Annotated in this window: 20 protein-coding genes and 2 pseudogenes; 12 read left to right on the top strand and 10 right to left on the bottom strand. The window is 68.8% G+C overall.

What is annotated here, in order from left to right; all coding sequences use genetic code 11:
* Positions 1 to 362: 362 nt before the first annotated feature.
* Positions 363 to 1,124, top strand: a pseudogene (locus ABZ396_RS05185) (IS481 family transposase); the annotation flags it as partial.
* 195 nt (positions 1,125 to 1,319) lie between these two features.
* Positions 1,320 to 1,847, top strand: a complete 528-nt coding sequence (locus ABZ396_RS05180; protein ID WP_358920408.1) for a YcxB family protein — start codon at positions 1,320 to 1,322, stop codon at positions 1,845 to 1,847.
* Between the two features lie 626 nt (positions 1,848 to 2,473).
* On the opposite strand, the gene ABZ396_RS05175 is transcribed toward ABZ396_RS05180, so the two are convergent.
* Positions 2,474 to 3,382 (bottom strand): serine/threonine-protein kinase, encoded by a 909-nt coding sequence (locus ABZ396_RS05175; RefSeq protein ID WP_358920406.1) that lies wholly within the window; start codon positions 3,380 to 3,382, stop codon positions 2,474 to 2,476.
* Positions 3,383 to 3,490: 108 nt separating this feature from the next.
* Here ABZ396_RS05175 and ABZ396_RS05170 point away from each other — a divergent pair, with 108 nt between their 5' ends.
* From ABZ396_RS05170 to ABZ396_RS05150, 5 genes are all read left to right on the top strand, one after another.
* Positions 3,491 to 4,036 (top strand): RNA polymerase sigma factor, encoded by a 546-nt coding sequence (locus ABZ396_RS05170; protein WP_358920404.1) that lies wholly within the window; start codon positions 3,491 to 3,493, stop codon positions 4,034 to 4,036.
* A 61-nt stretch (positions 4,037 to 4,097) separates the two neighbouring features.
* A complete protein-coding gene (locus ABZ396_RS05165) occupies positions 4,098 to 4,844 on the top strand; it encodes a hypothetical protein (RefSeq protein ID WP_358920403.1) in 747 nt (248 codons plus the stop codon).
* A gap of 137 nt (positions 4,845 to 4,981) precedes the next feature.
* The gene (locus ABZ396_RS05160) at positions 4,982 to 5,677 is read left to right on the top strand and encodes a hypothetical protein (RefSeq protein WP_358920402.1); all 696 of its coding nucleotides are present in this window, start codon (positions 4,982 to 4,984) and stop codon (positions 5,675 to 5,677) included.
* 249 nt (positions 5,678 to 5,926) lie between these two features.
* The gene (locus tag ABZ396_RS05155; protein WP_358920400.1) at positions 5,927 to 6,151 is read left to right on the top strand and encodes a hypothetical protein; all 225 of its coding nucleotides are present in this window, start codon (positions 5,927 to 5,929) and stop codon (positions 6,149 to 6,151) included.
* 439 nt (positions 6,152 to 6,590) lie between these two features.
* On the top strand, positions 6,591 to 7,859 hold the full coding sequence (locus ABZ396_RS05150) for a S53 family peptidase (RefSeq protein WP_358920398.1): 1,269 nt from the start codon (positions 6,591 to 6,593) through the stop codon (positions 7,857 to 7,859).
* A 360-nt stretch (positions 7,860 to 8,219) separates the two neighbouring features.
* Here ABZ396_RS05150 and ABZ396_RS05145 read toward each other — a convergent pair whose 3' ends face one another.
* Positions 8,220 to 8,696 (bottom strand): ATP-binding protein, encoded by a 477-nt coding sequence (locus ABZ396_RS05145; protein WP_358920396.1) that lies wholly within the window; start codon positions 8,694 to 8,696, stop codon positions 8,220 to 8,222.
* Positions 8,697 to 8,847: 151 nt separating this feature from the next.
* Positions 8,848 to 10,119, bottom strand: coding sequence for a protein kinase (locus ABZ396_RS05140; protein WP_358920394.1), 1,272 nt, complete (start codon positions 10,117 to 10,119; stop codon positions 8,848 to 8,850).
* A 707-nt stretch (positions 10,120 to 10,826) separates the two neighbouring features.
* Here ABZ396_RS05140 and ABZ396_RS05135 point away from each other — a divergent pair.
* Positions 10,827 to 11,180, top strand: a complete 354-nt coding sequence (locus ABZ396_RS05135) for a hypothetical protein (RefSeq protein WP_358920392.1) — start codon at positions 10,827 to 10,829, stop codon at positions 11,178 to 11,180.
* A gap of 57 nt (positions 11,181 to 11,237) precedes the next feature.
* On the opposite strand, the gene ABZ396_RS05130 is transcribed toward ABZ396_RS05135, so the two are convergent.
* The 3 genes from ABZ396_RS05130 to ABZ396_RS05120 form a co-directional block, all read right to left on the bottom strand.
* The gene (locus ABZ396_RS05130; protein WP_358920390.1) at positions 11,238 to 11,378 is read right to left on the bottom strand and encodes a hypothetical protein; all 141 of its coding nucleotides are present in this window, start codon (positions 11,376 to 11,378) and stop codon (positions 11,238 to 11,240) included.
* A 208-nt stretch (positions 11,379 to 11,586) separates the two neighbouring features.
* Positions 11,587 to 12,744, bottom strand: a complete 1,158-nt coding sequence (locus tag ABZ396_RS05125) for a hypothetical protein (RefSeq protein WP_358920388.1) — start codon at positions 12,742 to 12,744, stop codon at positions 11,587 to 11,589.
* 658 nt (positions 12,745 to 13,402) lie between these two features.
* Complete coding sequence (locus ABZ396_RS05120) at positions 13,403 to 14,062, bottom strand: RNA polymerase sigma factor (RefSeq protein ID WP_358920386.1); 660 nt, start codon at positions 14,060 to 14,062, stop codon at positions 13,403 to 13,405.
* A 465-nt stretch (positions 14,063 to 14,527) separates the two neighbouring features.
* Between ABZ396_RS05120 and ABZ396_RS05115 the strand changes: the two genes are divergently transcribed.
* Positions 14,528 to 14,671, top strand: a complete 144-nt coding sequence (locus ABZ396_RS05115) for a ricin-type beta-trefoil lectin domain protein (protein WP_358920384.1) — start codon at positions 14,528 to 14,530, stop codon at positions 14,669 to 14,671.
* Positions 14,672 to 14,792: 121 nt separating this feature from the next.
* On the opposite strand, the gene ABZ396_RS05110 is transcribed toward ABZ396_RS05115, so the two are convergent.
* Both ABZ396_RS05110 and ABZ396_RS05105 read right to left on the bottom strand, forming a co-directional pair.
* A complete protein-coding gene (locus ABZ396_RS05110) occupies positions 14,793 to 14,924 on the bottom strand; it encodes a hypothetical protein (RefSeq protein WP_358920382.1) in 132 nt (43 codons plus the stop codon).
* Between the two features lie 62 nt (positions 14,925 to 14,986).
* Positions 14,987 to 15,721, bottom strand: coding sequence for a DUF4232 domain-containing protein (locus tag ABZ396_RS05105; protein WP_358920380.1), 735 nt, complete (start codon positions 15,719 to 15,721; stop codon positions 14,987 to 14,989).
* A gap of 174 nt (positions 15,722 to 15,895) precedes the next feature.
* Between ABZ396_RS05105 and ABZ396_RS05100 the strand changes: the two are divergent.
* Together ABZ396_RS05100 and ABZ396_RS05095 are read left to right on the top strand one after the other, a co-directional pair.
* A pseudogene (locus ABZ396_RS05100) lies at positions 15,896 to 16,072 on the top strand (helix-turn-helix transcriptional regulator); the annotation flags it as partial.
* Between the two features lie 704 nt (positions 16,073 to 16,776).
* Positions 16,777 to 17,229, top strand: coding sequence for a hypothetical protein (locus tag ABZ396_RS05095; protein WP_358920378.1), 453 nt, complete (start codon positions 16,777 to 16,779; stop codon positions 17,227 to 17,229).
* Positions 17,230 to 17,253: 24 nt separating this feature from the next.
* On the opposite strand, the gene dacB is transcribed toward ABZ396_RS05095, so the two are convergent.
* Entirely contained in the window at positions 17,254 to 18,534 is a 1,281-nt protein-coding gene (gene dacB / locus ABZ396_RS05090; RefSeq protein WP_358920376.1) for a D-alanyl-D-alanine carboxypeptidase/D-alanyl-D-alanine-endopeptidase, read from the bottom strand.
* Positions 18,535 to 19,291: 757 nt separating this feature from the next.
* Here dacB and ABZ396_RS05085 point away from each other — a divergent pair.
* The gene (locus ABZ396_RS05085; RefSeq protein WP_358920374.1) at positions 19,292 to 20,476 is read left to right on the top strand and encodes a type III polyketide synthase; all 1,185 of its coding nucleotides are present in this window, start codon (positions 19,292 to 19,294) and stop codon (positions 20,474 to 20,476) included.
* A gap of 64 nt (positions 20,477 to 20,540) precedes the next feature.
* On the opposite strand, the gene ABZ396_RS05080 is transcribed toward ABZ396_RS05085, so the two are convergent.
* Positions 20,541 to 22,703: a SpoIIE family protein phosphatase gene (locus ABZ396_RS05080; protein ID WP_358920372.1), complete on the bottom strand. Its 2,163-nt coding sequence runs from the start codon at positions 22,701 to 22,703 to the stop codon at positions 20,541 to 20,543.
* Positions 22,704 to 23,022: the final 319 nt, after the last annotated feature.

Genomic DNA, 23,022 nt, shown 5'->3' with positions numbered 1-23,022 from the left:
CTCCTGGACGGAGAACCCAAACTCCTCGGCTTCGCTTCCGGAGCGGCGATGGTGCTTTCCACCGTAGCTCTGGGGCTCGTCGCGCTGGCGACGGCGACTGAGTGCCACCCCTAATCCCTATCCAGGACGACCGTCAAGTGGGCGACTGAAGTCTGACACCCGCGGTTGACACCAACAGCGGCGGACGAAGGCGGATCAGGGCGAACCCTAGCGACCACGCCCACGCCGCATGGCGGCCAAGAACCAGTGCCTAGAGTTCACGATGATCGACCTGATAAGGATGCGCACAGACCTCAAAGCCTCGGTCTCGTAAGGGCGCCGTCCTCACCGCAGGCGGTTGCGTCCAGGGAAGTGGTGTACGAACGACACCGCACCGCACTGCGGCGACGGTGGAGGCCCGCGTCTGCCGGCTGCGCCAGGACCGCAAGCTCGGACCGGCCCGCATCGGCCCGATCCTGGGCCTGCCCGCCTCGACCGTCCACCGCATCCTGACCCGGCACGGCCTGAACCGTCTCGCGTTCATGGACCGAGCCACCGGCGACGTCATCCGCCGCTACGAACGCGACCGGCCCGGCGAGCTGGTCCACGTGGACGTGAAGAAACTGGGCCGCATCCCTGACGGTGGCGGCCATAAAGTCCTGGGCCGCCAGGCCGGCCGCGCCCGGCGTAGCAGCGTGGGTTTCGACTACGTCCACTCCGCCGTCGACGACCATTCCCGCCTGGCCTACAGCGAGATCCACAGCGACGAGAAGGCCGCCACGTGCGCCGGCTTCCTGCGCCGGGCCGCGGCCTTCTTCGCCGCCACGGGCATCGACCGCATCGAGCGGGTCCTGACCGACAACGCCTGGCCCTACCGCAAGAGCTTCGCCTGGCGGCAGGCGCTGGCCGACCTGGGCGCGGCCGGCAAACTCACCCGTGCCTACCGGCCCCAGACCAATGGCAAGGTCGAACGCTTCAACCGCACTCTGCTGGAGGAGTGGGCCTACCTGCGGCCCTACACCGGCAACACCGAGCGCACGTCGGCCCTGGCAGACTTCCTGCACACCTACAACCACCACCGCTGCCACACCGCACTCGGAGGCCAGCCACCGATCAGCCGTGTGAACAACCCTGCGGGTCAATACACCCAGTGCCCAAGCCCCGGGCAGCAGCGCTTGAATGGGTCATTGAAACTCCGCCGCCCTGTAGTCAGTGGCCCCCCCGGCATCACTTCCTCCAGCGAAGGTGCATGCCAGCTCAACAAGGCGTAGCCCTGGGGCCCGGCTGTCGGCGGGCCCGCTACGATCGCGGCTCGGCAGCGCGCCGATTGGGGAGGGACCATGCAGGAAACGAGCACCGTGGAGCTGGCCTACGTGCCGACTACCGCGGACGCAACGGGGGCACTCCGCGCGCGGATACGGGCCACATCGGCGGGGCGGCTGCAGAGCGGGATATTCCTTGCCGGGGCAATCGTCGTGCTGGGCGCGCTTGTTGTGACCTTCACGGGACCGAAGGGGCCCCACCTGGGGTTGACGGTGCTTTGCCTCGCGGCGCTGGCCCTGCTCATCGGTATGCATCTGCTGGTACCCGCCCTGCAGGGGCGACAGGTACACCGGATGGTCGCCCCGCAGGGGGAGTTCCGGGCTGTTGTGGGCGACGTCGGGGTGCGGCTGACCTCGCACGACAGCGAGGCGACGTACCGGTGGCCGATGATCACCCGGTACACGGAGACTGACACGCTCTTCGTGCTGATGACACCCGACAAGCACAGCGTCGGCATCGTCGTCCTCCCCAAGCGCGGCACCGCGAAACCGGCGGATGTCGACCAGCTGCGGGCCATCCTCGACCGGAACGCCAACCGGGTCTGATCCAAGGGCATCGCCGTACTGCAAGGCTGCCACTCCAGGCACACGGTCACCGCGCTCACGTCAAAACCTGGCATACCGGGTGTCTCGCCACAGACTGACAGGGAGGGTCGAGAGGGTAGGCCGTGCCACAACCGTGCATCCAGCCGGCCGGTGGCCATGGAGTCGGTGGCCGCACCGTAGAACGGGCCTGGGACGTTGCGCCAAGTCCGTTCCGCCCAGACGCCTGAGAACACTTCCCTCGTCGGTTCCGCAATGGTGACGAGGTGCCGTGCCGTTGGCAGCGGATCCCAGTAACCATGCAAGACAAGGAGGCCCAGCGCGGACTGGTGCCCACTCCGAGGATGCGGGCGATCTTGTGCAGCGCGGCCCGCTCGGTCATGTGGGGGCGCTGACCGAAGCGCCCGGCTCCGACGGCTCGACCATGAGCGGCCGGCTCTCCCGTGTCGGTACGAGTACAGGTCGGCGGGCGAGCCACTCGTCCGGCAGTGCACCGCGGACAGCAATGTCTCCGCAGCGGGCCGAAGGCACCGAGGCGGACCATGAGCCGCGGCGAGCGTCGTACCGGAACCTGCTGCGGCGCTCGCGAACAGGCGGCACCTTCTGCATGGGAGGCGGTACCCGCAAGTTCAGCGGAACAACCAGGTCAGCACCGCTGTCATCAGGAACACGACGACCGCCGCAAGCCAGACCATCAGGCGCGTCGGCCCCGAAGACCTGACCGACGCCCACTCCTCTCCCTCCCGTGACAGCAGCGCGTCCGCGAACGCCTGCGCGGTCTGCGGTCGTTCGTCAGGTTCAACGGACAGCGCAGCGCGAAGCAGTGTTTCGATGCCGTCCGGAACCCCCAGCTCCCTGGGAAGGGACGGCAACGACGTCGTCGACGCCTGCTGCGTCACAAGGACTGTGCGACCGCCCGACCCGAACGGCTTGCGTCCGGTCAACAACTCGAACGCGACGACACCGAGGGCGTACACATCGGCTCGGCCGTCGAACCCGACCGTCTGGAAGGCCTGTTCGGGCGCCATGTACGCGGGAGTGCCGGTGGTGACTGTCAGCCCCGACGCGTCGGCCAGTTGCTTCGCGCTGCCGAGGTCCGCGACAAGTACGGCGGCAGGCGTGCGGCCGGCGTCGAGCAGGAGGTTCGACGGCTTGATGTCGCGGTGGATGACGCCCGCGTCATGGAGCACCTGAACTGCGTATCCGGCCTCGGCCGCGAGCCGGAGCGCCTCCGCAGGCCGGCAGTGCCCTGTCTTCTCGGCCAGCGTGCCGCCTCGGACGTAGTCCATGACGAAGTACGGCCGGTCGTCCTGGACGCCGACGTCGTGAACGCGCACGACACGTGGGCTGGAAATCCTGCGGAGCAGCCTCGCCTCCGCCAGGAAGCGCTGTCGTACATCGGCGTTCGACGCCCAGTTGTCGGCCAGCACCTTGACCGCGACATCGGTGTCGAGCTCGGGGTCGTATGCCTTCCAGACGGTGGCGAACGAACCGGCTCCCAGCCTGTCCTCAAGGAGATAACGACCTAGCTTCTGCATGTGGCAACATTTTTCCCGGGGCGATGTGGCGGATGTGGCCGGCTGTAGTCGGGAACTTCCGTGCGACCCAGTGGGGTCCAGGTCGGACGATAGCGGGGGGACAGCAGGGTGCTCGAGCAGGATGAACTGACGGACCTCGTGGCGTCTGCCCAGGCAGGTGACCGGGCGTCCCTGGACCGCCTCCTCGTCAGGCTTCGACCCACCGTGATGCGCCGCTGCTCCCGGTTTCTTCCGCACCACGCCGACGCCGAAGAGGCCGCGCAGGACGCCCTGTTGTCCATCAGCACACATCTGCACGAGTACACCGGGCGAGGCTCGTTCCTCGGCTGGGTGACAGTGATCGCCTCGAACGCCGCCAGGTCCACGTATCGCTCGATGCGCCGACGCGCGGAGGACAGTCATGCCGTCGTTCCCGACGGTGTCGATCCACGGACGACGAGCGTCATCGCGGGGACCCGCCTGGACCTGATGGAGTCGCTGGCCGCACTGGAGGAGCGGCACCCGGCCCTGGTGGAGTCCTTCGTGCTCCGCGATCTCGGAGACCTGACCTATCTTCAGGTCGCCGAGATCACCGACGCTCCTTTGGGCACGGTCAAGGACCGCATCCATCAGGCCCGCCGCTTCATGCGGGACCGCCTCGGCGGTGGCCTCTGAGACGCCCCGGCTTCCCGCTCTCACCTGGCATCAACTCGACCGCGGGCCGGGAGGTGCTGCCGTGCGTCCTCGGACGATCGTCGTCATCCTGGCGGTAGCCATCGGACTCGGCCTGTTGACCGGCCGGTTCGTCCTGCCCGCGCCCTCTGCTCCGGCCACCCCGAAGGTGACGCCGGGCGCTGCGGCGTCCTCGCCAGGCAACGGCTCTCCGACGCCGAGGCCCGCGAGCGGGCCCATGACGAACCGGCACTTGTTGACAGCGGCCGAATTCAGGAAGGTCGGTCTCTCCAAGCGCATCTACGTGCGGGATCGCGTCGGAGACGGCAACTACGCCAACGCGACCTGCGCCGGCGAGAAGACCCTCGGCGAGACGCTGGGATCGTACGGCGCGCACTTCCGCGGGTTGGTGACGAGCAAGGACACAGGCCACGGCGACCCTACCGAGGCGGCGAACATCGACGATCAGGTCGCACGCGAAGTCGCCGACGACGCCGGAAGCCGCGCACTGGCTCAGAACTACGCGCAACGCCTGCTGTTGGAGGAAGTGCCGTGCCAGAGCGAGCCCGCCACCCACTGGATCTACGGGCCGACGCACACGATTGACGTCGCTGCGGACATCACCGCGAGTTGGATGGGTGTTTACGGCGGCGGCCTGAACACCACAGGGACCGCACCACGAGGCAAGGAGCCGTGTGGAGGCGTCGCCATACTCCGCAACGGCTCGCACTACGGGGTCCTGGAGATTGATGCCTGCCTGGACACGGCTGCGATGACGCGGATCGTCCGTGCGGCCGTGACACGGCTCTGAGACCACCACCACCCCACCAGTGGACGTGACATACGTCACATCGATCGCGGTAGATCGCTATCCAACATCTCCCGTACTTCCGGCATCTCCCAGATGTATGACGACGCCAACCGCGTCGCGACCAGACAGGAGATGAGATGTTCGACAACCAGACAGCCCGCAGGAAGTTCGCGCGTCGCGGTCGTACCGCAGGAATAGTCGCCTCCGTCGGTGCCGCCCTGATAGCGGTCGGTATCGGCGCGCTTCCCGCCGCCGGCGCGGACACGAGCTCTGCGAGCCGGTCGGCAACCGCCCTTGCCGCCGCCCCTGCCGAACCCGGCGTCGGCTCCGCCGGCCTGATGCAGAGTGACGACTTCTTCCAGCAGGGCCTGGCCCCGGTCCGCGCGACGGTGGACCTGACCGGGAAGCAAGCTCTCTCTGCATGCTCCGGCGAGGAGACGATGCGAGAGCTGACCAAGGGGAAGGCCGCCGCCTATGCCGACGTGACCTGGTCCTTCGACACCAAAGGCACCTCGCTGACCGAATCCGTCGCTGACGGTTCCACCGACACATCGGCGGCCTCGTACGAGAAGCAGCTCGACAAGCTGGTGCGCGGCTGCCAGGACGAGCCGCATGGTCACTGGTACTACGGCAAGGGCCGCACGATCACCGTCAAGGCCGGCGAGGGCAGTTGGTACCCGGCCTTCAGCGGCGACGGCAAGGTTTCCGGCGGCGTCGCGGTGATCCGCAGTGGCCACAGGTTCGGCATCGTCGAACTCACCGGTCAGCCCAGTGACGACCCCGGCTACATGGAGGGCATCACCGCCGGTGCCGTCAACCGGCTGGCCGACTGATCTGGTCCGGGCGGTTCCGGGAGCTCTTCGCGGGGGTGCTGCCCCCGGTCCTGGGACCGTCCGGGGCGGCCGGTGAAGCATTCGGCCGGTTTCGGAGTGCCGGCCGCCACCAGACTTCGGAGGTGGCCGCCGTGTCCTCGTTGTGGAAACCGAAGTGGTTCATGCCGACCGGGGTCTCACCGTCGAGCTGGTGCTTGAGCCGGGGCGGCATGGGCTTTCCAGCCCTCCGCACACCCGGATATCCGAGCCATGGTCGTCACCGAGTTGTATCGGCACACGGGCGACGGCCTACCCGCGTGGAAGCTACGGACCCTCGGTCAGGGATGGGCAGACGGCATCGACGGCCTCGCCCGCACCTACGGAGTCGACGTCGAACAGATGTCGTTGGACGGCTGGAAACAACCACCGGCGTTCCGCACCATCGTTTCGGCGGAGTTCGCTGCTCGCCGTCGCGTGGACGGGCTGCGGGAGTAGGCCGACCCGAATCCGGGCCGAGCTGGCCGAGACTGAGCGGGAATGGCAGGAGTGGGCGATCGCCCGCAGGCGGGTTGATCCGGTGATGGCTCCGGACGACAGCAGCACCGCCGTAACTCAATACCACAGGTGGCGCAGAAGCTTTCGTGGCCCGTAGTGAGTACTGGCGCAGACACACCAGGGTCAACGACGGTTCACTCGCTTACCGCAGCAGCCTCACAAGACCTGCATTGGCATCGCCTTGACCAGTGCAAGAGGGGGACAGCATGGTGAAACCAATCGGCGGCCACTGACCTGACATGCCGTCTGTCAACGCTGATTTTGGTCATGTGGCCCTTCCGAACCGGCTCAACCGTACGGAGGCTTGATGCAAGGCAGCGAGATACCCTCCGGATCCCCGGTGATCCACCACCATCAACTGAGACGCCGGGTGCGGAGGATGGCAGCTGCCCTCACCGCGATGTTCACACTGGTCGTCACTGCCCTCACCATCGGCCTGGCCACCGGCGCTCAGGCCGCCGCTCTCTCGTCCGCTCCGCGTGCATCCGCCTCCGCGGGTACGACGGACTTCGGCTGCTTCCATCCCTTGCAACCGGGACAAGTCCACTGTTTCGGCGTCATGAAGGCCCACCGCACCACCTCGGGCCGCATGTCACCGTTCACCACCGGATCCCCGACCACGGTGGGGTACGTACCGTCCGATCTGCGTTCCGCCTACAACCTGGGCGGTACCTCGGGATCCGGTCGAACGGTGGCGATCGTCGACGCCATGGACGATCCGAACGCCGAATCCGACCTGGCTGCCTACCGCAGCGCCTACGGTCTGCCGTCGTGCACCACCGCCAACGGCTGCTTCCGCAAGGTGAACCAGAGGGGCCAGGCATCGCCGCTGCCCTCCGGTGACCACGGATGGGCCGAGGAGATCAGCCTCGACCTCGACATGGTCTCGGCGACATGCCCTGGCTGCCACATCGTCCTGGTCGAGGCGGACTCGGCAAACGTCCCGGATCTCATGACAGCCGAGGACACCGCCGCCACCACTTCGGGCGTCGTCTCTGTCTCCAACAGCTGGGGCGGGTCCGAGGACAACACCATCACCTCCTTCGACTCGCACTTCAACCACCCCGGCGTCGCGATCACAGCGAGCTCGGGTGACTCCGGTTACGGCGTCTCCTGGCCGGCCTCTTCCCCCTACGTCACCGCCGTGGGCGGCACCTCGCTGAGCAGGGCGTCCAACTCCCGCAGCTGGACCGAGACCGCCTGGAGCGGCGCCGGCTCGGGCTGCTCGGCCTATGAGGCCAAGCCGTCCTGGCAGCACGACTCCGGATGCGCCAAGCGCGCCGTCGCCGATGTGTCAGCGGTCGCCGACCCCCACACCGGGGTGGCGGTCTACGACACGTACAACAGCTGCGGCGGCGGTTTGTTGTGCGACACCGAGCTTCAACTCGGTCTCGCACAGGGTGCCGACGGATGGGTCGAAGCCGGCGGCACCAGCGTCTCGGCGCCGATCATCGCGAGCGTCTACGCACTGGCCGGAAACACCTCTCAGGTCGTCAACGGCTCGTACCCGTACAACCACAGGTCGGCACTCAACGACGTCACCTCGGGCAGCAGCGGCTCCTGCGGCGGCAGTTACCTGTGCACCGCGGGTTCGGGATACGACGGGCCGACCGGTCTCGGCACGCCCAACGGCACCGGCGCCTTTTGACGGCGGCTCTATCTGACCGACAAGGGCTGGGCTCGCGTCGCGCTACTGCGGCGCGAGCCCAGCCCTTGCCTCGTCTCAGCCCCAGTCGGCCGAAGACCGCACGCTCCATGCCGTGCCGGGCCTATCGGATACGGAACCTGCTCAGGACACCGGCGCCGGAGCGGGTGTCCGTCGGCTCCGCCGACGGACCGCTGTCGAGCCGTTCACCGCACCGAGCGGCAACGGCGCACACTGAGCCACAGCTCGAGGTGATCGCGATGGACGCGAGGATGTGGGTCTCCATGGCGAACCTCTCAGCAGGACGCCTGGACCACATCGTGTCCACGAGGCTCTGTAGAAGCGCCCGCATGCACGCGGCTCTCAGAGGATCTGGCGGCCGGCCACTGCCCCGCCGGGATCATCGGCCAACGCGACGGTCGCGGTGATCCGCTTGCCCACCGGCTCTCGACGCATCTCCAAGCTCCGGCAGACCGCGATGACGATCTCCAGTCCGTGCTGCCCGACCCGGCTCGGGTCAGTTGCGAGGACGACCGGCAGGTGCGGCTCGCTGTCCCACACTGTGACCTCCACGCAGCCCCCGATGACCTGCAGCGTCAGCAGGCACGGGCCGGGTGCGTATTTGTGGGCGTTGGTCACCAGCTCGCTGACGACCAGCTGCACCACGCCCATCGCGCGGATCGACACTGGCAGTCCGTGCACCGCTTGCACATCGGTCAGGAAGGACCGGGCCAGGTCCCGGCCCTCGGCGATCTCCTCAGTGCCCTCGAACGCGGCAGACGCCGAGATCAGACGGTCCGCGAGCGGCCGTGGACCCTCCTCCTGCCCAGGCAGCTCCATACGTTCAGCCTCAGATCCGAAGCGCCACTAGTTGCGCACCCGGATACCGTCAAAACCTCAGCGCAGTCCTCACGCAGGTGAACCGGCTTCCCTCTGCCTGCCTTCACGGCATTACGCGGCATCTCCCAGCGACTCAGTCGCCGGAGTGCCGTCACCGTCCTTTTCCTCCTTTCCCGTCGTCGTGCTTGCCTGACCACTCGCCGCCCTTGTCGTCACCGGGCCCCGGTCTGGGTGGCGTTCTGGCGGACGGAGGGGCAGCCGATGGCATCGTGGCCGAGGTTCGACCGGCGGGTGTTGGCGCGATGCGAGTGGGTGAGGGAGAGGCCGGAGACGTAGGTGCCGTGGCGCCGGAATTGAGCGAGGCGCCGAGGGCCGTGGCCCCGGCGAACAGGACGAGGCCGGCGCCGGCGAGGACGGCTTTGGAGGCCAGTTTGCGGCGACCGATGGGACGGGAGTGCGTGCCGGTACGGGATTCACTGGCGTGCAGGGCCGGAGGCGGTGGACTTGTCGGGGTGGGCATGAGGGTGGTGCCGTTGTGCTCGGCCGGTCGTGGTGGCCCGTTCTGCGTGGCGAGCCAGGCGGCTGCCTGTTCGGCGGTGGGCCGGTGGGCCGGGTCCTTCGCGAGCATGTGCAGCACGTAGTCGGAGAGCGGCTGCGGGATGTCGGGGCGCAGGCGGTCGGGCGGTGCTGGTGTGGCACTGACGTGCTGCTGGACCACGGCGAGTGACGTGGCTCCGCTGAACGGAGGCCGCCCGGTGAGCAGTTCGTACAGGACACAGCCGAGGGAGTAGACGTCGGACGCGGGCTGAGCGGGACGGCCCAGCGCGCGCTCCGGAGCCAGGTAGTCGGCAGTGCCGATGATCTTGCCTGTGGCGGTCAGGCTGCTGGCGGCCTCCTCGGCGAAGCGTGCGATGCCGAAGTCGGTGATCTTCGCTGTGCGGTCGGTGGTCAGCATCACGTTGGCGGGTTTGACATCCCGGTGGACCACCCCCTGCCGGTGTGCCGCGTAGAGGCCGGCGGCCGCCTGGGCCGTGATGGCTGCCGCCTCGGCCGGGGCCAGGGCGCCGCGCAGGGAGCGTTCTTCGGCCAGGTTCCAGCCCTCGACGAGTTCCATGACCAGGTGGGGCTGGTCATGGTACGAGTCGAAGTCGTACATGCCCACGACGTTGGGGTGGTTGAGCCGGGCCGCGATCTGCGCCTCCAAGCGGAATCGCTCGGCGTCCGCCGCCTCCTCGGCATGCAGAAGTTTGACCGCCACGGGCCGCCCGAGGAGGTGGTCGCAGGCTCGCCACACCTCGCCCATCGCGCCGCGTCCCAGCAGCTCCTGCAATTCGTAGCGGTTCGCCAGCAGACCCTGCACACCCACCTCGATCATCGCGTTGCTCGTAGAACCCCAGGGCCGATGGTTGCGGTTTGCGGTCATCGGGTCCCTTTGCCCGGTCGACGCACGCTCTCTCTCAGGCCCGGCACCGGGGTGCGCACGGGGCAGGCAGACGACGGGGGATTCACCTGCCTGCCCTTCATTGCGCGACCACCCACTCGGAATAGGGGGCGAGCAGGTGCCACGAGGCCCCTCGGCCCACTCCTACAGCGCACCGGAGTGCCGGGCCGTCACACCCCTGGAGCGCCCGACGCCACACGGCTCTGCGAGCTGGGAGAGCAGGGGCAGGCCCGGCACGGGGGGAACCCAACCTGCCCCAGCACGTCGGCGCCTGCGAACCTCCCCCCGGAGGATGGGCGCCATGACCCCGCCCGAAGTCAATTCCAACAGCGCCCCGCAGGTCAGAAGTGTCGCGGGGGGACGAGAATCGTTGCGAGAACGACAAATGCGTGAAGGAAAACCCTGGCCTCCTTCATGATCTGGTCACGAATTACGCGAATACCGGAGGCCGGGGAATGTGGCTGCACCCAAATCGCACCCGTCCATTCCGTCCGGAAATCTGGCCTGGTGTATGAACATGCAGGTAAGTGCCTGTATGGACAGCCATATTCGGGACATCACAGACGTCGGTGTAACGCTGCAGTGCATGCGGAACGCAGAAGTAGGGAGAAGCGGGGTACCGACCGGCTGAATCTGGGTGCCCTGGCCCGAGCGCGCAGACACGGCACTACGTCAGATCGGATATCCCTGTGAGAAACATCGACCCGGTTCCCGGATACCAGGCATACAACGAGCCGCCGGACCCGGACCGCTCTCTGCACCGTCAGGCCACCACACGGCGTACGGCCATCACCATCTGCACGATCGCCGACATTGCGGCGGGCCTGCTGGGCCTGTGGATCCTGCTTTTCCTGCTCGACGCGAACCGCGCGAATGTGTTCGTCGTATTCGTGCGGGGCACAGCGGGCTGGCTGTCCTGGTGGTCACAGGACATTTTCACAATGGACACAGAGGGGCTACGCGTTGTCCTCAATTACGGTCTCCCGGCCGTCATCTATTTGCTGATCGGTCACGGGATCGCTGCCCGGCTCAACCGAGCCTGACAGTGGACCGGCCCCTTTATTGATCGCCATGAAACTGGGCCGACCATGACACACAGCTCACCCGGAAACGATCGCTTGCCGATCTATGAGGACCTGATTCGCGAGCGGGGTGACGTCGTAGCCGAAGCTCAACTCGCCGCGGAACACACGCAGCACCAGGCAGCGGTGTTGCTGACCGGACGGGATGCGGGTCAGCAAGCCCGTCGTTGGGACGACAGCACCCGAGCCGCTGCGGCTGGTCAGCCGGAGTGGCGCGGGTCGCCGCCGTAGGGGTGGGCCACGGCGCGGGTACGTCCGCTGGCCGCGTCACCATGGTCCACCGGCCCGGCGCCACAACCACGTGACGGTGCGTGCGGCCTGCCCTGACACGTCAGGGAGGCGATCTTTCCGGCGCGCCGAGCGTGGTTCACTTCGCCGTGCCCAGTGCCTGATCGGTTCCCACCCGCCTGCTGCGGGGCCGGGAGGGTCGCCGACGCCGGTCTCGTACCGGCCAGAGCAGGACATATGCGGTGGAGACGATGACGAAGCCCAGGCGGATCAGGCCGCGGGCCGCGTCACCGGGAACGACGAAGACCGTGCCGTACAGGGTGATCAGACCGATCCAGCTCCACCAAGGCACCAGGCGCCGCTGTCCGATCACATCCCACAGCAGTGTGCCCAGCAGGACGGAGGCGGTGTAGTACGTGTAGACGCTGGGGTCCAGGGCGATCCGGGCGTTGGCGCCGAGGAGGACGACGGCCGGCCAGCGGCCTCGCCAGACCGCGATGCAACCCAGCGCCAGCCCCACCGTGGCCTGTGCCGGCCGGTCCCAGGGAGGGGTTCGCGGATTGTGGACGCCGAGCCAGTGCAGCGCGGACGCAGGCTGGGTGGGGATGGTGAACTCGGCTGCGGTCAACGACTGCGGGGCACTGAGGAGGAACGGCAGCCAGGCGAGCGCGACCAGAGCCGCGCACCACAGACCTGCGCGCAGCCACTGCTCCCTCCGCAGGGCGAGCAGCAGCGGCAGGAAGGCCAGCGCGGTCGGTTTGGAGTCCATGGCCAGAGCCAGGAAGACGCCCGTCGCAGCGGGGTTGCCGCGGGTGAGAGTACATACGGCAAGGGCCGTGAAGAAAAGTGCCAGTACGTCGTCGAGATGGCCGAAACGGACGGCGACCTCGATCCACATCGGGATGAAGGCCAGGCCCGCGATCAGCACCCGCTGGCGCAGTCGCTGGTGATTGGTGCCCGTGCCCAGGAGATGCCAGGCGGCGCTGCGTCCGACCACCACCAGGATCAGCAGACCGAGCAGGGACATCACACCTGCGGCCAGGAACTGCCCGACGGACTCGGAAAGAGGGTTGAACAGGCCCGCCGCCAGGAAGCTGACCGGACCCATCTGGAGTTCGGGGTGGTGGGCGTACAGATTCAGACCCCCATCTGCCCTGCCCGAGCCCGCGTAGAGCAACTCCCCACCAGTACGCAGGTAGTGCCAGGAGAACCCTCCGTGCGGCTGGACCACGGCGAACCAGAGGATTGTCCAGGCGGTGAGCAGCATCAGGTGTACCCGCTGGCTGATGGCCGACACGCTTTCTCACTTTCGGTTCTTGTCGCCTTGCTCGGTTCCCCTGCGTCATGCGCCCCTCTGTGAGATGGCCGGAAGGCAGGGCAGGTTCTCGGCGTGAGGTAAGAAGCGGCCGCCCGGTCCGCTGAGCCGGACAGGATGCGGCTCGCAAGGATGCGCCCGATCCATCCCATGCGCAGTCGCGACGGCTCCTCCCAGCCGACCTGCGCGTCAAAGAGCTCCGAACCGGGAGAAGGCCTTCCCAAGCTGAGAGCGCGAGTCGATTCTCGTCACCCGCTCCATGATGAGACCCCAGGTCAATGGCCTGGGGCTTCTTTGTTGTCTAGTCCAATTTGGGCGTCGCGTGCCCTCTGTGTGCCCTAAGTCGACGATGGACTGTCTCACAGGGGTGGCGGAATGCCATTTCTGGCGCTTCAGCCCCAGAGAGCCTCGGATATTCAGACGCTTTTTTGTGTGACCTGCGCCGCCCATGCGCGGAGGTGCGTTGAAATCGCTTTAGCAGAGGGCGAGTTCGCAACAGAGGCAAGGGTGTTGCGGAGGCGAGTCCGGGTGCGGCTCGGTCGGAACAGGTCGGCCGCAGACGCAGCCCCGTTGTCAGTGGGGCTGGCTTGATGGCGCTCGACGCATCATTTGTTGATCAAGCGGGCGTGGGATGCCGAAGTCACGTTCCCGGCTTCGTCCAGCGGGCGGGCAGCAGGGGCGAAATGTCCGTTAGGTCGCGTCGGCGGTCTCCACGATGAGCCCCCGGAGGAAGGTGGCGATCGCGGCCTCGAAAGCCTCGGTAAAGGCTGGGTGCATGAACGCCAGGCTCGCGTCGGCCTGGAAGGCGGCGAGCGAGCCGGGAGGCCACCGTTCCGACCGGGACCCCCAGCGCCTGAGCCGCGGCCTCGTAGTCCAGGCCCTCCCCCAGACAGAGCGTGATGACCTCGCGTTCCGGTCTGCGCAGCGCGGCGAGTGCGGTGAGGGCCGTCGCGAGCCGCCGCCGGTCGTCGACCCGGCCGGCCACCTCGTCGGCGTGGTCGGCCACCGACAGCTCGGCCGCCGCGGCGGCGTTGGCCGCCGCCCGGTAGCGCCGGTTGCTCCGGTACTGGTTGCGCGCCGTGTTGGTGGCGATGCCCAGCAGCCAGGGCCGCAGGGGGCCGCCCTCGGGCTCGACCCTGTCGCGAAGCCGCCACGCCTCCAAGAAGGTCGCCGCCATCACGTCCTCGGCCACCGACCAGTCGGCGGTCAGCCGAAAGGCGTGGTTGTAGACCGCGCGGGCGTAGCTGTCGAAGAGCTCAGCGAACGCGCTCGATTCCCCGGCCCGTACCCGGGTTCGCATATGAGTGCTCACCTCAATGAGCTGTCCGGCACCCCACACCGACTTCCCGTGACCTGCGCCACACTCGATCTCGGCGCGCCCCTTCAGAAGGCTTCTTCCGTCCGGCCGAACACGGCGGATGGCGGTCCGCATGGTCTCATCCGCGTGCAGGCGCTGAGTGCACCTGCGTCGGCCCCTGGTCTCCGGCGCCTCCCACCGCGGTCACCGCGGTCGCCTCCGACGCCGAGGAGGTATCGTCAACGCCTCTGGTGGCACGGGTTGTTCAGTTTTACGACAGTTTGGCCGGACCATTGACGGCTGAGGCCGGCCAGTGGGACCCGCCCGGGGCGGGAAGCGGCTCCAGCGTCGGTAGCACTCACCGCTGATCGGCGCCTCCTCCAACCGCTGCCTGGACGCCTACCGCAACCGGACCGCCCCCGGCACCAAGATCGAGATCTGGGACTGCGGCGGAGCGCCAACCAGGCCGTGACCATCACCGCCGCCGGTGAGCTCCGGCTCTACGGCGGCACCCGGGGCCTGGACGCCTACGACAACGGCACCACGCCCGGCGCCAAGGTGCAGCTCTACACCTGCAACGGCGGCGCCAACCAGCAGTGGCGGCTGGGCTGACAGGCTCTGAACCCCGCCCGCACCGACGCGGACCACCTGCACCGGTACGGGGGAGGCTCCACATGCGGCGCGGTGTGGGGGGAGCACCGCAGCAACCCAAGAGAACCCGCAGCCGGCGTGTTCAGGCCGGGTGGTGCCGCCGGACGACCCCTGCTTCCTCCGCGAGGTCGCCGGTGCCGCCCAGGACGATCACCTGGAAGGCCGCGCCGACGAAGATGGTCACGAAACGGGAGATCTTGCGGGTGCTGCTCATGCGAGGTACCTGCCTGACCGGGTTTGTGGGCCGCTGTTCTTCTTCGAGCGCGTTCTCGGACATCACCAGCTGATGGCGTCGTCCATCGACTGCTGCCAGTACGTGACCTTGAGCGAGTCGTCGACGTAGACGCCCTTCGCGGGCAGCGACGGACGGGCGGCCGCGCCGACGCTTCCGCTGAGGGAGGGGCCGTAGAAGTAGACGGTCAGGGACTTCGCGGTGTAGCCGTTCGAGCCGCTGCCGTCGGCGGCGGACAGGTTCACGGAGGCGTAGCCGGACTGGCCCGGCTTGAGCGTGACGACCGCCTGCGGCTGGGAGTCGTCGATGACCGGGGGCACGGCCTGGGCCTCGCCGAAGCTGACCGCCGGGTAGCCGTAGAGGAAGCAGCTCTTGCTGCCGGTGTTGGTCACCGTGAGCAGCATGTGGTTCACGGGGCGGGTCAGCGGGGCCGCGACCGTCTTGGTGTTGGAGCCCTCGCAGGTGACCGGCTTGCCGGAGGAGACGACGGGTGTCTTCGCGGCGGGGGTGTGCGTGGCGGTCGTCGCACCGGCGGGGGCCGACTTGGCGTCCGAGTCCGAGGAGGAGGCGCCGGAGCCGGAGCCGGAGCCGGCGCCGGCGTCGGAAGAGGGGGACGGGGCCGCGGAAGCGGTGGAGTTGTGGAAGGTACTGGAGGTGTTCGCCGGGGCGCCGTTGTCCTTGATGCCTGTTCCGTCGTTGCACGCGGTCAGTGAGAGCGCGGCGAGTACGACGGTCGCGGCGGCGGCGAGACGGGTGCGGGAGGTACGGATGCCGGACATGTGACTGATCCCCTTCGGTGTTCGGGTGGGGTGGTGATTGGATGACCGAAGCTTGTGAGGTGATCCGTCCCAGCCGCCATGCCTGGCGGGCAGTTGGGGACACTGGAACGGTGGAATACGGTCTGACCAGGGAGAAAGCACTGTCCTTGGAACGCGCGACTGGAACACCGGGGCATGGAGGAACGGGTGTCGGAGGCGACAGGGGCCGAGGAGACGGAGGCCTTCGCACGGCAGTTGGGCGAGCTCAAGGACCGCTCGGGGCTGAGCTACGGGGCGTTGGCCAAGCGACTGCACATGAGTACGTCGACGCTGCACCGCTACTGCAACGGGACCGCGGTGCCGAACGATTACGCACCCGTGGAGCGCCTCGCGAGGCTGTGCCGGGCAACGCCGCAGGAGCTGGTGGAACTGCACCGACGGTGGATCCTGGCGGACGCGGCACGGGGGCGCAGGGGGGACCAGGCGGCCGCGCCGACGAACTCGACGCAGGGGCCCGGTCCGGCCGGTGCGACCGCTGTGGCTGACCCGCCCGCATCGAACGAAGGCGACGGCGACGGCGACCGCGACGGCGCCCCGGTTGTCGTCGCCGTGGCCCACCCAAGCGCGCCGTCACGTCCGCGCCCTGGTCGTCGTACCGTGCTGATCGCCTCCGCCGCCGTGGCCGTGGTGCTGGGAGCCGCGGCCCTCGCCATACGTTTGCCGGCCGGCGGGGACGACACGGGGGGCCGCCAGGAGGCCGGCGCCGCAGCCTCGATCACCGGCACGACGGACAACGCGAAGCCGTCCGCCACCCCGACCCCGAGCCGAAAGGCGAACAAGCCGTCCGCGTCCACAGCGGCCGACCCCTCGAAGGACGACGGCAAGCAGAAGTCGGCGGAGCCCGCCGCCACACCCCCACCGCCGTCACCACCGCCGTCCCGCTCACCGTCGGCACCCGCCCCTACGTCTACGACAACCCGTGCAGCCAGCACTTCCTCGTCGACAGCGAACCCGCGCAGGTCGGCCCGCCGGCGAACGAGCAGGACGCCCCGCGCTGGGCCGCCGCGTACGGGGCGGTGTCCTCGGGCGAACAGCGGGTCGCCCTCACCGTCCAGGGCACCGGCGAGGAGACCGTCGTCCTGGAGGCGTTGCACATACGCGTCCTCGCCAAGGGCGCGCCGCTCGCCTGGAACGACTACTCGATGGGCGTCGGCTGCGGCGGCGGCGTCGACACCAAGTCGTTCGACGTCGACCTCGACAACGGCAGTCCCACCGTCACCGTCAAGAACGGTCAGCGCGGCTTCCCGTACAAGGTCAGCGAGTCCGACCCGGAGGTCTTCTACGTCACCGCCCACACCAAGGCGCACGACGTCCGCTGGGACCTCACCCTGGACTGGTCCAGCGGCAGCCACCACGGCACCGTCCACATCGACAACAACGGCACCGCGTTCCGCACCAGCGCCGGCACGGGCCGCCCGGGCTACGACTACCCACTGGGCGGCAGCGAGTGGATCAAACGGGAGAGCTGACAGGACCCGTAGCGCTGCAGCGTGTCACGCCCAGCAGCCGTTGACGGTCGCGGCGAGGCCGTCCAAGGCGTCCTTGATGTCGCCCGGGTTGGCGGTGGAACCGTTCTCGACGAAGGAGAAGATCTTCCAACGCCCGTCCTGTGCCTTCGTCATGCCGCTCAAAGCGATGGCGCCGGTGAGGGTGCCGGTCTTGGCCTTGACCTTTCCGACGGCACACTGGGAGTCCGGGGTGTCGAACCGGCCCCACTCAGGACCAAGGGTGGCTCCCGCCTCGCCCGCCACGGGCAGGCCGTCCGCGACGGACTTCAGGGTCCGGCTGTAGCGGGGGTCGGTGGTCAGATCGAGGATGTCGGCCAGGGTCTGGGCCGGGATCCGGGTGGAGCGGGAGAGGCCGCTGCCGTCGTACAGCTCGAAGTTGTCCAGCGACACGCCGTACGTGTGGCTGAGTACCTCCCGTACCACCGCCGTTCCGTCCTCGAACGTGGCCGGGCGGCCGGTGCCGAGCGCGGTCATCCGCAGCAGCGTTTCGGCGAAGTTGTTGTCGCTCACCTTGAGCATGTGCTTCACGATCGCGGACAGCTTGTCGGACCGGTGCCGAGCCACGGGGACGTCTCCGTCCCCGGCCACACCGCGGGTGACATCACCGGTGACCGTGACGCCCCGGTCGGCGAGGAGTCTGGCGAACGCCTGCCCGGCGTCCAAGGAGGTGTCCGTGACGGCGTGTCCGTCCACCACCAGGGCCCGGACCGGCGCGACCTCGGTCGGGTAGTAGCCGGTGTTCCAGCCGTTGGCGAGTGTCGGCTCGGGGAAGAGGCTGTCGTCGACGCGGACATTCACGGAGGTGAGACCGGCGTTCTTCAGACCCGCGACCGCGGTCTTGGCCAGCGCGTCGAGGTCCCCGGTGGACAGCGTGCGGTCGCCCCCGCCGACGAGGGTGAGCGTGCCGTCGCCGTAGACGACCCTGGTGGTGAACCGGTGGTCGGGGCCGAGCACGGTCAACGCGGCGGTGGAGGTGGCGAGTTTGGTGTTGGACGCGGGCATGAGCGCGGTGGTCGCGTCATGGCCCCAGACCACCTTGTCGGACTTGGCGTCGACCACGACACCGCTGAGCGTGCTGCCGAGCCGTGTGTCCTGGCTACGGGTGTTGAGATTGTCCGCGATCTTCTGCTCGGCGGCATCGAGTTCGGTGACGCTGCTCTTCGAGACGGCCTTGTCGGCGGCGAAGGCCGACGGAGCGGCCAGGATCGACCCCGCGATGGGGCCGGTCGCCACGACCACGAGTGCTCGGCGGACCGCCGGGCTCATCGCTTTGGGCTTGCGGTGACGGCCGCTGACAGTCGCGGCAGGCAGGAATCTAAGCACAGTTGAGCCTTAAGACTGGGGTCGAAGAACTGACGGGCCAAAAGATATTGAAAGGGAAAGTAGCAAGAGCGACGATGGTTACCGCCGGGTACTTCGTGAAGAAGGTGCGTAATGACGGCCACGCACGGGGAGCGCCTCAGGCTCCCCGACACCGGCTCGCTCCACCGCTCCGAAGGCGATGTGCGCTGAAGAGCGGAGGTCCCTCGGTTGTCGCGTCCAGGCCCCGGCTGGGCAGCGGCCGCGCGGAAGCCGTCTGATCGCGCCGAAACGGCAACGGCTGCCTTGCTGTTGGGCATCAGGCGGCAGCCCTTCCGAAGCGGGACCGAGGCTTCTTCAGTGGCCCGTGGTGCGAGAGGCGATGGAATCGCGAAGGGCACCCTCGGGGATTCGGACATATCGTCTGAACTCGCACGAATGGGGTTGGCCGTTCCTCGGATTCGGGTGCTGGGCTGACGGCATGTCGGGTGGGCGCCGCACCGCGTCGGCCTTCTGTGGAGCAGTGTGCGCCGTGTCACTCACGCAAAGACTGCCCAAGTTGCCCAGGTCACAGCGCAAATGTGCATTTAGCCCCCATCCTCGAAGCGGATACGGAACCCCGAAGTAGAGCGCACTGCCATGGACTTGGATGCACTGCGTCGAAGTGGGCCATGACACAGCGTTCGAGTCGTCCTGCCTCATTCCCCTTAGAAAGGCCCCAATCATGGCCGCTTACCTGTGCCCGCCTGCCGTGATACACGGCGAGTACACCGTGCAGACCAGCCAGATCGTGGCGGAAGTGCGCGGTCGGCACCCGCACGCGGCGTGGGCGCCGCGGATTGACGGCATCGCGGCCGGCACGGGCATCGAAACCCGCGGGTGGATGCTGCCGCTGGAGACCGCCGTCGCGCCCGGCAACGGGAGCGGCCTGCCGGCTGCCGGCATCGGGCCGGCCCGGGAGGCGCTGGCCGGCGACGGGTTCACCGAGCAGGACGTGGATCGCGTGATCGCCGCCCTCGAGGCGATACCCGCGCCGCAGACCGTCCAGGAGCGCACCGCACCGGCCTGGGCGGCCGTGCAGTCCTGCGGTGAGCGGGCGGCTCGGGGGGCCCTGCAGATCGCCGGGCTGGACGCCGCGGACATCGACTGCTTGATCACCAGTCACTCCACCACCCCAGCGCTGCCGGGGCTGGACGTCGCCCTGGCCAACAAACTCCCGCTCCGCAACGATGTGCTGCTGCTGCCGGCCACGCAGTGGGCCTGCATAGCCGGGACCCGCTCCCTGGCACTGGCGGCGGATCTCGTGGCCGCGGACCCCGACCGGGTGGTCCTGGTGGTGATCGCGGAGGCACTGAGCACGACCTACCAGCCCGCGGACGACACCCTGGAGTCCTTGATCGTCCGGTTGCTGTTCGCGGACACCGCGGTCGCCGCGGTGGTCACGGGCCGCCCGAGGCCCGAGTCGGTGCTGCGGCTGGACGCCGCCTGGCACCACACCCTGCCGGGCACCCAGGACCTGCACCGCCTGGAGACACGGGAGGACGGCACCCACTTCGTGATGGACCGGCGCGGGCCGCGCGCCGTACAGGAGACGGTCACCGCGATGTGGGAGTGGCTGCGCCTCCGTTACCAGGACGACCCCGACTCCTGGCACCCCGACGTCCTGCTCGCGCACCCCGGCGGGACGCGAGTGCTGGAGTACATGGAGCACACGATGCCCGACGGGTGGCCGTCGGGGCTGCTGGACTACAGCCGGGACAGCTACACCAGCGGCAACCGCGGAGGCGCCGCCGTGTTCGACATCCTGCGCAGGGCGTACGACGCCGGGCAGGAACGGGGCAGTCGTGCCGTCCTGTACGCGGCGGCCCCGGGCCTCACGGCCACCGCGCTGGAAGGGGAGTGGCTGTAGTGCGAGCTCGGGCCGCCCGTACCGCCGCCTGACGAGCGAACCTGACCAGGCCCTACCAGCCGCGTCACCTCTCGACCGACGCCCAGACCACCTTGCCGGTGTTCGTCCACCGCACCCCCCACCGGGAGGTGAGTCCATGGACGACGTGCAAGCCACGACCACCGTCGTCGAGGAGCGCGTTGCGGCCCAGCCGGGGCCTGCCGTTGCCGCTGTCGCCCACCTCGCACAGCAGACCGTGACCGGTCCTGATCAGCCGTACCGTGATGGGTCCTTCGGCGAAGCGGACGGCGTTGGCGACGAGTTCGCTGATCACCAGCAGCACGCTGTCCCGGGTGTCGTCTCTGGTGCGCCACCGCCCCAGCAGCTCGGAGACCAGCGTGCGGGCCCGTGCGGCCGCGTCGCCGCGGGCGGGCAGACGCCAGGTCGCGGTGTCCTCCTTGCGGTAGCCGATCATGCGCGCGAGCAGCAGGGTCACGTCGTCGCGCCGGTGCACAGGCGCCAGCGCGGAGACCACGTGCCGCGCGGCCTGCTGCAGGGCATCCCAGGGGTGCACCGTGGACACGGCGTCCGCCAGCCTGCCGATGCCCTCGTCGATCGACAGGGCCGGGTCCTCCACCAGGCCGTCGGTGTAGAGGGCGAGCAGCGAGCCCGGGGGTGCGGCGAACGCGTGCACTTCGTACGGCTCCCGCAGCGCGAACTCGGCGCCCAGCCCGGGGTGGGGGCGCACCGCGACCGGGGCGGCGGGCCCGTCCGGGGGCATCAGGACCGGGGGGAGGTGGCCGGCGCTGGACAGCGCCAAGTGGTGGCTGACCGGGTCGTAAACGGCGATGCAGCAGGTCGACCCGAGGGCGCTGTAACCGGCCGCCAGCCCGGACTCCGCGTCGTCCAGCAGCGTCACGGTCTCGTCCAGGTGCTCCAGCACCTCGTCTGGCGCCAGCCCCGCGGACAGCAGCGCGCGGGCCTCCATGCTCAGCTGTCCCATGGTCGCCGCCGCTCCCAGGCCGTGCCCGACGACGTCGCCGACCACCAGCGCGGTACGGCCGTCCGGCAGCGGAAAGCTGTTCACCCAGTCACCGCCGACGCCCGCGCTGTCGGGGGTGGCGGGCTGGTAGACGCTGGCAGTCTCGATGGTGTCGCCGGCGGACCGAGGCAGCAGCCGGCGCTGCAACGCCAGCACCTGCGTGTGCTCGCGCTGATGCTGACGGGCCAGGTCGACGTGATGAGACGTCCTGGCCACCAGCTCCTGCAGGTCGAACAGCTCGCTGTCGTCGAAGGGGCGGTCCGCCCGCCGCCACACCTCCGCCACCCCCAGAACGACGGGCGGCGCGCCGTCCAGGACCAGCGGTATGCACGCCACACCTGCCGCCCGGTCACCGGGCACCAGGGCATGTACCAGCCGCGGACTGCCGAGTACGCGCAGGATCGCTTCCCGGTCGGGTATGACGATGGCCTGCGCGGCATCGTCACGCCGTATCGCCTGCGACAGCAAGCGGCTCGCGTCGCTGGGAAGATCGTCGCCCGGAGTCACGTAGCCGTCGGGCCACGCCCGGTCCGGCACCAGGGCCGCCCGCCGCAGCCGGATGCGCCCCTGCGGCTGCTCGGTGACCACCTCGCCCGTCCACACGGCGAAGTCGAGGTCGATGGCGGTCACGTCTCCCCAGGCCAGCAGAGACTCCGCCAGCGACTGCGCGGTCTCGCCGATGTCCAGGGAGGTGCCGATCGCGGTCTCGGCGGCGTACAGGTGCAGCCGCCTGGCCATGGCGATCAGAGAGACGGTCAGGCCCTCCTGGGGCGCCGCGGCGGCCAGGATGCTCATCGAGACCACCAGCTCCGACCCGTCGCTGCGCCGCAGGCGCTGGACCCGGGCGACGTGCGGCTCACCGGTCTCGAGGACCTGCCGCAACCGACGAGTGACCGTCGGTACGTCCCAGGGAGGCAGAAGATCGACGAAGGGGCTTCCGGCCACGGCCTCCACCCCCGCGAAAACGGCGGCGTCCAGATTGCAGCGGGCGATTCTCAGATCCCGGTCCAGGTTGACCGCACCGAGGATCTGCTCCTGACGGCTGGGGGTCGCATTGGCCTGTACGCGTTGGCGGGCGGCACTGTCACCCTGCGGGTCGGCGGTACCGCCGGCCGCTGCCGCTCCGCCGCCCGGGATGTACTGCCCCAAAGCGCCGCTGACCATGTCGAACGGCGACGCAGACGAGGGGGAGGGGGTGGAGTCCATGCGGCTCTCTCAGCTCGCTCGCCAACCCCGGCACAGCGCCGGGGCCGTACCAGAACCCGGGCGACAGGGTCCCGAGATTCCTGACCGCACACCTCATTCAATAACACCCGGGACCGCTTCGCCTACACCAGCGGATCGCACAGTGAGCACGGGAGCGATGGAAGGAAACGTTCGGTCAGGGCGTCCGCGCGAGCCAGGCGGTGACAGCGCGAGAAGGGCACCAATTCGCTCAGGAGTGCCCCCGAAACGGGGTGGGAAGCGCGGCCGCGGCACTGCTTGGGGCGGTGGACGCATTGCCCGGCGGTCTGGCGCAGCTTGC

Source organism: Streptomyces sp. NPDC005866 (assembly GCF_040629895.1).
Classification (GTDB): domain Bacteria; phylum Actinomycetota; class Actinomycetes; order Streptomycetales; family Streptomycetaceae; genus Streptomyces.
This window is presented reverse-complemented; position numbering and strand designations above follow the sequence as displayed.

Bases quoted from the DNA above. Each gene is read 5' to 3' on its own strand.
- ABZ396_RS05180 (WP_358920408.1), top strand. From the start codon at position 1,320: ATGCAGGAAACGAGCACCGTGGAGCTGGCCTACGTGCCGACTACCGCG.
- ABZ396_RS05175 (WP_358920406.1), bottom strand. From the start codon at position 3,382: ATGCAGAAGCTAGGTCGTTATCTCCTTGAGGACAGGCTGGGAGCCGGT.
- ABZ396_RS05160 (WP_358920402.1), top strand. From the start codon at position 4,982: ATGTTCGACAACCAGACAGCCCGCAGGAAGTTCGCGCGTCGCGGTCGT.
- ABZ396_RS05155 (WP_358920400.1), top strand. From the start codon at position 5,927: ATGGTCGTCACCGAGTTGTATCGGCACACGGGCGACGGCCTACCCGCG.
- ABZ396_RS05150 (WP_358920398.1), top strand. From the start codon at position 6,591: ATGGCAGCTGCCCTCACCGCGATGTTCACACTGGTCGTCACTGCCCTC.
- ABZ396_RS05145 (WP_358920396.1), bottom strand. From the start codon at position 8,696: ATGGAGCTGCCTGGGCAGGAGGAGGGTCCACGGCCGCTCGCGGACCGT.
- ABZ396_RS05140 (WP_358920394.1), bottom strand. From the start codon at position 10,119: ATGACCGCAAACCGCAACCATCGGCCCTGGGGTTCTACGAGCAACGCG.
- ABZ396_RS05120 (WP_358920386.1), bottom strand. From the start codon at position 14,062: ATGCGAACCCGGGTACGGGCCGGGGAATCGAGCGCGTTCGCTGAGCTC.
- ABZ396_RS05110 (WP_358920382.1), bottom strand. From the start codon at position 14,924: ATGAGCAGCACCCGCAAGATCTCCCGTTTCGTGACCATCTTCGTCGGC.
- ABZ396_RS05105 (WP_358920380.1), bottom strand. From the start codon at position 15,721: ATGTCCGGCATCCGTACCTCCCGCACCCGTCTCGCCGCCGCCGCGACC.
- dacB (WP_358920376.1), bottom strand. From the start codon at position 18,534: ATGAGCCCGGCGGTCCGCCGAGCACTCGTGGTCGTGGCGACCGGCCCC.
- ABZ396_RS05085 (WP_358920374.1), top strand. From the start codon at position 19,292: ATGGCCGCTTACCTGTGCCCGCCTGCCGTGATACACGGCGAGTACACC.
- ABZ396_RS05080 (WP_358920372.1), bottom strand. From the start codon at position 22,703: ATGGACTCCACCCCCTCCCCCTCGTCTGCGTCGCCGTTCGACATGGTC.